Raw genomic sequence first — 7,972 nt, 5'->3', positions numbered from 1 at the left:
TCTTTCCCGCACCGCAGCAAACGAGCAAAGCCTGACAAGAAAGGCACTCGCGCTCAGTTCGGTACGCCTCTCTCTGCGCCAGCAACACGTTGTTTTTCAACAATATCGGCCGTTCGCGGCCTTCGGGTCAACCGTCTGACCCACACCTCACCCGCGCGGCACCAAATGCAACCATTGCATCGGAAAACCACGACCCTCGGACAGGATCGGCCATTTGAAATCATCCCCCAACCGGATAATCTCATCCATCTCGGACGTGTCGCGCACGCTTCCGTCCACATAGGCTATATCAAAATACCCGGCGCAGAACGCTTCGATCGCTTTCAGTTTCGCATCGCCATCCTCCACCATCTGGGGGTGCAGTTCGATCAGAAACTCCGATCTGCGGAAATGCGTCAGAAAATCTTCGGTCAAAAGGCTGAATTCGACACCCTCGATATCGATCAGAAAGAAGATGTCCGCCGGGTCAGGGGCCACGCTTGCGATATTTGCAACCGTGTCCGTCAGCGCATCCCCAAACACCGTCACGCGGTCGCCCACACCGTTATGTTCCGCCGTTTCGCGGATCACATCCCGGCCTTTTGCCGAAACTTCAAAGCACACACTTTTTTCAAACTGCCCCGCGGCCACCAGCCCGACGCCCCAAAAGCCGTCCGCCGCGCCGATATCCACCAGCACCGGCTTGTCCGAGTTGCTCAGCACCTTCAGGTTCTGCTGCTCATACAGGCCAAAGATTTTCGTGGCCGTATCCGAATGCCCACCCCAGAATGCGTTTTCGACAAAGCGAAACCCCTTCATCGGCCCGCACAGCACCTGTCCGCGGCTTTGTTCCAGCACGAACAGCGAAAACTCGTTGCGGAACCTGCGCACAATGCTCTTGAACTCTCGATGTTGTCGCTTTGGAAATCGCATCTTGTGTTTAGGGCTTTTCATGTTGGATCGGGCGCCCCGGATGAGGGCAGTTGCCTGAAATCCCTGTTTAAGTTGAGGCGCGCGGTGTTGGAAGGAAAAACGCAATGCGCAATACCCGGCAGGATGGGGTTTTCTTCTTGTCCACCTTTCCCGCGCATGAACCCTTGATGAAGTTTCCTTCAGGCAGGTTGCAACCGCCGCGCGCCCTTCCAATCTCAGTCACAGGCCACCACGGCCCGCATCCCAAAGGAGGGTGCCGATCATCAGATCAGAGATTTCCGTAGCCTGCGCACCGGGACTGTTTTCGACCCCGTTCCGGCCCGTCAGGTGAACCGAAGCGTTTCCGGCCCGGTCGGGTTGTTAAGGGGTATGAGCCGCCATTGCTCACGGATTGCGGCGGAGGGGGTGTTGGTACCACCGCCGGGCCGGAACGCTTCTCAGAAACGGAACCAGCGTCTCCATCGTGCGGAGGCAGGCCGGGCGGCCAATTCACCGCCTGCGACAGGATCCAGACCGCCCCGCGCAAGAATGCGGCGTTCCTCGGCGCGGGTCATCTGGATCTCGCGGACCTTCAGCGCGGCCTCGCGCGCGGTGACATAGCGGCCGTCCGGTCCCGGTTCCATACCGGGGATGTTGCGCCCCTTCGACCACATCCCGCGCAGCCCCGACAGCGGGTGTTTCCATCCGATCTCCTCATCATCCTGCAACTGCCAGATCCGGTTGGCCTCGGTCATCGAGACCAGCGCGGCCAGCGGCTTGCCGTGCCGGGTCAGGATGATCACCTCGCGCGGGTCCTGGGCGCGGGTGATCAACGGCCCCAGATGGGCGCGGGCAAAGGAAATGGTGCAGCGCATCGGCGAATCTCCGTCTGTACGATTCGTAAGATTGGAGGTCCGAGCGTTGTACAAATCGCACAATTTCGGCCTAACGGTCCGCACGGAGCGTTTTGCACCCGCAGCATCGCGGGAATTTCGGGTGCCGGGGTCATGTCCGGTTTTTTCCGCCCTCAACCCTTCGCAGGATCGGGGATTCTGGGGTTATCCACAAAATTCTCCCGCTGGATATCAACATCTTATCCCCGTCTAATTTTCATGCTGCAGTGCTATTTTCTTGTCGGATGCAGGGCGTAGTGCAACAGTCATCTCACCGCACAGGGTCTTCGGAACCGGGGCGGGACGCAAAGGCCAAGGGGGTCTGAGCAGAGGAAGGCGGATCTTAGGATTTGCATTTAACTGCAAAGGCTTACCGGTTGGTGATCAGCCAGATATGGGTCTCGGACCCAGGTCGGGTGGCCATCTTCTCAAACGGTCGATGCATGTCGCGATGGACCTTAGGGGACAAAGCGGCGGCTGCAGTCTCTCAGGGGGCTGGGGCGACTGGATCGGAGTGCTCCTCGGGGTGCGTCGACCCGGTAAGGCGTCAGGGCGTATCCGTAAGGGTACATGCAAAGACCGCGTCTGCGCACCTGACGCCTTTTCTTATGCCGAAATTCGGTTTCATACAGGCTACCACTCACCCCTGCCGAACGGGAACGGGGCTCTTCTGCGTGCGCGAAAGAGCCCCGATTTAGTGTCAGATATGCAATGCCGCGTCTATGCACCTGTAGGGCTAGACTACTGCGTGTGGGCGCAATCTTCAACCATATATTGCGTTAATGTCCGGCTCGCCCGCAAGATAAGCGCGTTTACAGGCTTTCCTGCACGTCCGAAGCTGCGTTCTGGATTGCATCCCCGGCCTTTTCGATATCCTTACCCGCGCCTTTGGCGGTTTCGCAGGCGGTGAGTGCAAACAGGCTCAGGCCAATCAGAATTACGCGGATCATGTGTGTCTCCTCAGTGCTCGATACGGATTCGGTAGCACCTTTCTCGACACCAAGCCAGAGCTAGCCTTTGTCCTCACCGCAGAACAGCTCGTACACCACTTCAAGCATCCGGCGCGGGCGGTCATCGGCCAACCGGTAGAAGATGGTTTTGCCCTCTCTGCGCGGTATCACAAGCCCCTCCAGACGCAGGCGGGAAAGCTGTTGCGAAACAGCGGCTTGTCTGGCGGACAACAGCTCTTCCAACTCGGTGACAGATTTCTCACCGGACACCAGGTGGCACAGGATCATCAGCCGGCCTTCGTGACTGATTGCTTTGAGGAAGTTGGACGCGCGTGTCGCATTATCGACCATACGATCCAGGTCGTGTTGCGACATGTCCTGGGACAGCTGTGGAAGTGCCATCGAATGTGTTCCTTGTGAACCCGTTGACCGGGCGTAGTTTCCGTTACGTAAAGCTCGTCACCTGCGAGCCCCTTCAGTACATGTTTCGATCAATTATTGCTATATGTATGAATCAAAAAACCGTGATCAGAAAAGGGGAACCCGCAGCCGTTTTTCCCGCAGCCCCTTGTGCAGGGCGCAATCACGGATGTGGTGGTAATGCGAGGCAGCGGCAGGTGTGGCATTCTTATTGGCGTTGGTCCACATTCGTTCTGTGTTCTCACCGACACCCCCTTGCAGCCCCCCGGAGCCAACACTAAGACTCAGGTAACACTTGTTGGGATAATGTCCCGATCCACAGCAAAACAGGCAGGTTGCGAATGTTCGATCCCGTAGATACCTACATGAATACGCTTGTCCCCATGGTCGTTGAGCAGACCAGCCGGGGCGAGCGCGCTTACGATATTTTCTCCCGCCTGCTGAAAGAGCGGATCATTTTCATCAACGGCCCGATACACGATGGCATGAGCCATCTGATCGTGGCCCAGCTGCTGCACCTTGAAGCGGAAAACCCCAAAAAGGAAATCTCGATCTACATCAACTCGCCCGGTGGCGTTGTGACCAGCGGTTTGTCGATTTACGATACAATGCAGTATATCAAGCCGAAATGTTCCACTTTGGTGATCGGTCAGGCCGCCTCGATGGGATCGGTTCTGCTGGCCGGTGGCGAGAAAGGGATGCGCTTTTCGCTGCCCAACAGCCGGATCATGGTGCACCAGCCCAGCGGCGGATATCAGGGCCAGGCCAGTGATATCATGATCCACGCGGCCGAGACGCAAAAACTCAAGGATCGCCTTTATGATATCTATGTACGTCATACCGGGCAGACGAAAAAAGCAGTTGAAAAAGCGCTGGACCGTGACAATTTCATGAGCCCGGAAGAGGCCAAGGAATGGGGCCACATCGACGAGATCGTGGAAAACCGCGCAAAAACGGACGCGGATGAGGTCTGAGTTCCGGAGCCTGCGTCACCGGCGCAGGAACCATTTTGAGATTGTAGCGGCCAAAACGCTGGCCTAAGCTGCACGAACAGGCGAAAACGCATCCCCGCCGGGGGTGCTGGGATGAGGCCCGAAAGGTAGATCATGGCGACGAATTCAGGCGGTGACGGGAAAAACACGCTCTACTGCAGCTTCTGCGGCAAAAGCCAGCATGAGGTGCGTAAGCTGATCGCAGGCCCGACCGTTTTCATCTGTGATGAATGTGTCGAACTTTGCATGGACATCATCCGCGAAGAGACCAAAGCCAGCGGGCTGAAGTCTTCGGACGGCGTTCCGACGCCCAAGGATATCTGTGAGGTGCTGGACGATTACGTGATCGGCCAGTCCACCGCAAAACGCGTCCTGTCGGTTGCGGTCCACAACCACTACAAACGTCTGAACCACGCCCAGAAGGCGGGCAATGATATCGAACTGGCGAAATCCAATATTCTGCTGATCGGCCCCACCGGCTGTGGCAAGACGCTGCTTGCGCAGACACTGGCCCGGATACTGGATGTTCCCTTTACCATGGCCGATGCCACCACGCTGACCGAAGCCGGTTACGTGGGCGAGGATGTTGAAAACATCATTCTCAAGCTGTTGCAGGCCAGCGAATACAATGTCGAACGCGCGCAGCGCGGCATCGTCTATATCGACGAAGTCGACAAGATCACCCGCAAATCCGAGAATCCGTCGATCACGCGCGACGTGTCCGGTGAGGGCGTGCAGCAGGCTCTGCTGAAACTGATGGAAGGCACCGTGGCCAGCGTTCCGCCGCAGGGCGGCCGCAAACACCCGCAGCAGGAGTTCCTGCAGGTGGACACCACGAATATCCTGTTCATCTGTGGCGGTGCTTTTGCGGGTCTGGACAGGATCATTGCACAACGCGGCAAGGGCTCGGCCATGGGCTTTGGTGCCGATGTGCGTGACAATGACGAGCGCGGCGTGGGTGAGATCTTCAAGGATCTGGAACCCGAAGATCTGCTGAAATTCGGCCTGATCCCCGAATTCGTGGGCCGTCTGCCGGTTCTGGCAACGCTTGAGGATCTGGACGAAGAAGCGCTGGTCACCATCCTGACCAAGCCAAAGAACGCCTTGGTCAAGCAATACCAGCGCCTGTTTGAGCTGGAAGATGTTGAGTTGGGCTTCACCGATGACGCGCTGAAGGCAATTGCCAAGAAGGCCATCGAGCGCAAGACCGGTGCACGCGGCCTGCGATCTATTCTCGAGGATATCCTGCTGGACACCATGTTCGAACTGCCGGGCATGAAAAATGTCAGCGAGGTTGTGGTGAACGAAGAGGCGGTGATGTCCGACGCGCAGCCGCTGTTCATCTATGCCGATGCGGCCAAGGAATCGGCCTCGGCGGGTTGAGGCCGGGCTTTTTGCCGCGACGGTGGGACTTCAGTTGAACCGGTTCAGGGGGCTCTGCCCCCGCCGCCCTTCGGGCATCTCCCCCGGGATATTTATAGCCAGATGAAGCTGGGGATCCGTCGCTCGCTCGCGAAGGCATGCGCGGTCAGGCGGCGGGAGCTTAAGTAAACTTTCGAACAACAAAGGTGACGGGTTATGACAGTGAAGCGCATTTCTTCGGGCGGTGAGTTTGAGGCGAAAGTCGGCTATTGCCGTGCGGTGGTTGCGGGCGGCTGGGTTCATGTCGCCGGGACCGTCGGGCAGGGCGAGGACGTGGTGGCGCAATGCCGGTCTGCGCTGGATGTCATCGGCAAGGCACTGGCTGAGGCGGGCGCAGGTTTTGAAGATGTGGTTCGGGTCACCTACATGTTGCCGGACCGCAATGAGTTCGCGCCGTGCTGGCCGGTTCTGGCCGAGACGTTTGGCGCCAATCCACCGGCTGCGACGATGATCGAATGCGGTTTGATTGATCCGAAGTACCGGATCGAGATCGAAGTGACCGCCATCCTGCCGCAGTGACACTGGAAGCCCAAGGGGCACTGGACCTTGGCGAGCCTTTGGTCCATACCTTCTCTCGACCGAAATGCCGGAGGCAGCCGATGGGAATCCTGAACAGTCTTTTACGAGCCGTGACCTGGTGGAACGGTTCAACACTGAACACGCAGCTTTATACGGCGCGCAAGGGTGTGAAAGTGGGCGAAGACAATGAAGGCAATGTGTTTTATCGCACCGCCGACGACAGCAGGCGCTGGGTGATTTTCAATGGCGAGGCCGAAGCCAGCCGGGTTGACCCCGAATGGCACGGCTGGTTGCACCGCACCTGGGACGAACCCCCGACCGACAAACCGCTGCCGCACAAAGCCTGGGAAAAACCGCATCAGGAGAACCTGACAGGTACGGCGCTGGCCTATGCGCCTGCCGGGTCGCTGCGGCGGGCCAAGCCGGTTGAGCGCAGGGATTACGAGGCCTGGAGCCCGGAATAAACGAGGCGAAGATGTCGACCCATAACTGGACCGAAGTTCTTGTCGGAGGCGTCGTTTTGGCCGGTGCCATTGCGTTTGGCGTCTATGCCAGCCAATCAACCGGCCTGTCGCAAGGTGCTGCGGGCTATGAGTTGGGCGCCTCGTTCCGGTCGCTGGAAGGGGTGGGCGTCGGCACCGATGTCCGTCTTGCCGGTGTGAAAATCGGCACTGTTACCGGGGTCAAGCTGAACCCGGATACTTATCGTGCTGACACGACTTTCTCTGTTGCGGAAGGCGTTCTTGTGCCCGATGACAGCGCCATCGTGATCTCGTCCGAAGGGTTGCTGGGTGGAAACTTTGTCGAAGTTATGCCCGGCGGTTCGCCCTTCTTTTTTGAACCCGGAGACGAGATTCAGGATACCCAGGGTGCGGTCAGCCTGATCTCGCTGCTGGTCAAGTTCGTGGCCGGAGATGGCGGCGAATGATGCGCGCCGCCCTGATTGCCCTGTTGCTGACTGGAACCGGCGCCGCCGCGCAGCAGAAAGTCAACTCTGGCCCCGGCGCCATGCTGCGGGGGCTCGACAAGGTTAGTGGCCAGACGGTTGATATCGAATTGCAGACAGGTCAGACCGAACCTGTGTTCGGGCTGGATGTGGCGCTGGGGGATTGCCGGTATCCGGTGGACAACCCGACAGGCGATGCCTTCGCCTATCTGACCATTTGGGAAACGGGCAAGGCGGATCAGCTGTTTGACGGCTGGATGATCGCGACCTCTCCGGCGCTGAATGCGCTGGATCACGCGCGGTATGACGTTTGGGTCATCCGCTGTATCACGCCTTCTGCGGACTGAGTGATCGGCGCGGCAAAGTCGGCGCTCTGGCTCAGGGCTTCTTCCAGTTCTTTCTTGTAAGCACCACGCGGGATTTCGATCGCCCCAAGGGACGCCAGATGCGCGGTCAGGAACTGCGTGTCAAACAGGTGAAAGCCGGTTTGCCGCAACCGGTCCACAAGATAGGCGAGCGCGATTTTCGAGGCATCCGTGCGACGCGAAAACATGCTTTCGCCAAAGAACGCGGCCCCCAGCGTCACGCCATATACGCCGCCCACCAGCGCCGCTCCGTCCCAGACTTCCAGTGAATGCGCATAGCCTGATTGATGCAGCTGGCGATAAAGGGCGTGCAGTTCCGCGTTGATCCAGGTGTCGGACCGGTCAGCGCACCCGTCGACGACGCCGGAAAAATCCCGGTTGATTGAAATCCCGAACCCGCAGTTCCGGATGCGGCGGGCCAGACTGCGCGAGATGTGGAACCCGTCCAGCGGAAATATCCCGCGAAACTTGGGGTCAACCCAGAACAGTTCAGGATCGTCGCGGTGTTCGGCCATCGGGAAAATACCGATGGAATACCCGTGCAACAGCAGTTCGGGGGTCAGGCTCATGCCGG

At 58.6% G+C, this 7,972-nt stretch carries 11 protein-coding genes; 6 read left to right on the top strand and 5 right to left on the bottom strand.

Going from position 1 to position 7,972, the window contains the following annotated elements; all coding sequences use genetic code 11:
- Positions 1-147: 147 nt before the first annotated feature.
- The 4 genes from ACR0BK_RS17280 to ACR0BK_RS17265 form a co-directional block, all read right to left on the bottom strand.
- Entirely contained in the window at positions 148-870 is a 723-nt protein-coding gene (locus tag ACR0BK_RS17280; protein ID WP_480555634.1) for an SAM-dependent methyltransferase, read from the bottom strand.
- Between the two features lie 479 nt (positions 871-1,349).
- Positions 1,350-1,766: a type II toxin-antitoxin system Phd/YefM family antitoxin gene (locus tag ACR0BK_RS17275; RefSeq protein WP_480555632.1), complete on the bottom strand. Its 417-nt coding sequence runs from the start codon at positions 1,764-1,766 to the stop codon at positions 1,350-1,352.
- 830 nt (positions 1,767-2,596) lie between these two features.
- Positions 2,597-2,734: an entericidin A/B family lipoprotein gene (locus ACR0BK_RS17270; RefSeq protein ID WP_209505735.1), complete on the bottom strand. Its 138-nt coding sequence runs from the start codon at positions 2,732-2,734 to the stop codon at positions 2,597-2,599.
- A gap of 60 nt (positions 2,735-2,794) precedes the next feature.
- Complete coding sequence (locus ACR0BK_RS17265) at positions 2,795-3,136, bottom strand: ArsR/SmtB family transcription factor (protein ID WP_480473625.1); 342 nt, start codon at positions 3,134-3,136, stop codon at positions 2,795-2,797.
- A gap of 359 nt (positions 3,137-3,495) precedes the next feature.
- Between ACR0BK_RS17265 and ACR0BK_RS17260 the strand changes: the two genes are divergently transcribed.
- The 6 genes from ACR0BK_RS17260 to ACR0BK_RS17235 all read left to right on the top strand — a co-directional run bounded on the left by ACR0BK_RS17260 (position 3,496) and on the right by ACR0BK_RS17235 (position 7,380).
- Complete coding sequence (locus tag ACR0BK_RS17260; protein ID WP_480473624.1) at positions 3,496-4,128, top strand: ATP-dependent Clp protease proteolytic subunit; 633 nt, start codon at positions 3,496-3,498, stop codon at positions 4,126-4,128.
- Between the two features lie 132 nt (positions 4,129-4,260).
- Positions 4,261-5,529 (top strand): ATP-dependent Clp protease ATP-binding subunit ClpX, encoded by a 1,269-nt coding sequence (gene clpX, locus ACR0BK_RS17255; protein ID WP_480473623.1) that lies wholly within the window; start codon positions 4,261-4,263, stop codon positions 5,527-5,529.
- Positions 5,530-5,724: 195 nt separating this feature from the next.
- Positions 5,725-6,087, top strand: a complete 363-nt coding sequence (locus ACR0BK_RS17250) for a RidA family protein (protein ID WP_480473622.1) — start codon at positions 5,725-5,727, stop codon at positions 6,085-6,087.
- 80 nt (positions 6,088-6,167) lie between these two features.
- The gene (locus tag ACR0BK_RS17245; protein ID WP_267364687.1) at positions 6,168-6,551 is read left to right on the top strand and encodes an NADH:ubiquinone oxidoreductase subunit NDUFA12; all 384 of its coding nucleotides are present in this window, start codon (positions 6,168-6,170) and stop codon (positions 6,549-6,551) included.
- Between the two features lie 11 nt (positions 6,552-6,562).
- Positions 6,563-7,015, top strand: a complete 453-nt coding sequence (mlaD, locus tag ACR0BK_RS17240) for an outer membrane lipid asymmetry maintenance protein MlaD (protein WP_480488409.1) — start codon at positions 6,563-6,565, stop codon at positions 7,013-7,015.
- Positions 7,012-7,380, top strand: coding sequence for a DUF2155 domain-containing protein (locus ACR0BK_RS17235; RefSeq protein ID WP_480484511.1), 369 nt, complete (start codon positions 7,012-7,014; stop codon positions 7,378-7,380). Before mlaD ends, ACR0BK_RS17235 begins: the two co-directional genes overlap by 4 nt.
- On the opposite strand, the gene aat is transcribed toward ACR0BK_RS17235, so the two are convergent.
- Entirely contained in the window at positions 7,326-7,967 is a 642-nt protein-coding gene (aat, locus tag ACR0BK_RS17230) for a leucyl/phenylalanyl-tRNA--protein transferase (RefSeq protein ID WP_480555631.1), read from the bottom strand. The genes ACR0BK_RS17235 and aat overlap by 55 nt on opposite strands.
- Between the last annotated feature and the right edge of the window lie 5 nt (positions 7,968-7,972).

This window comes from Ruegeria sp. AF1 (assembly GCF_056542125.1).
The sequence above is the reverse complement of the archived record's forward strand: the minus strand, read 5'-3'. Positions and strand labels throughout refer to the sequence as shown.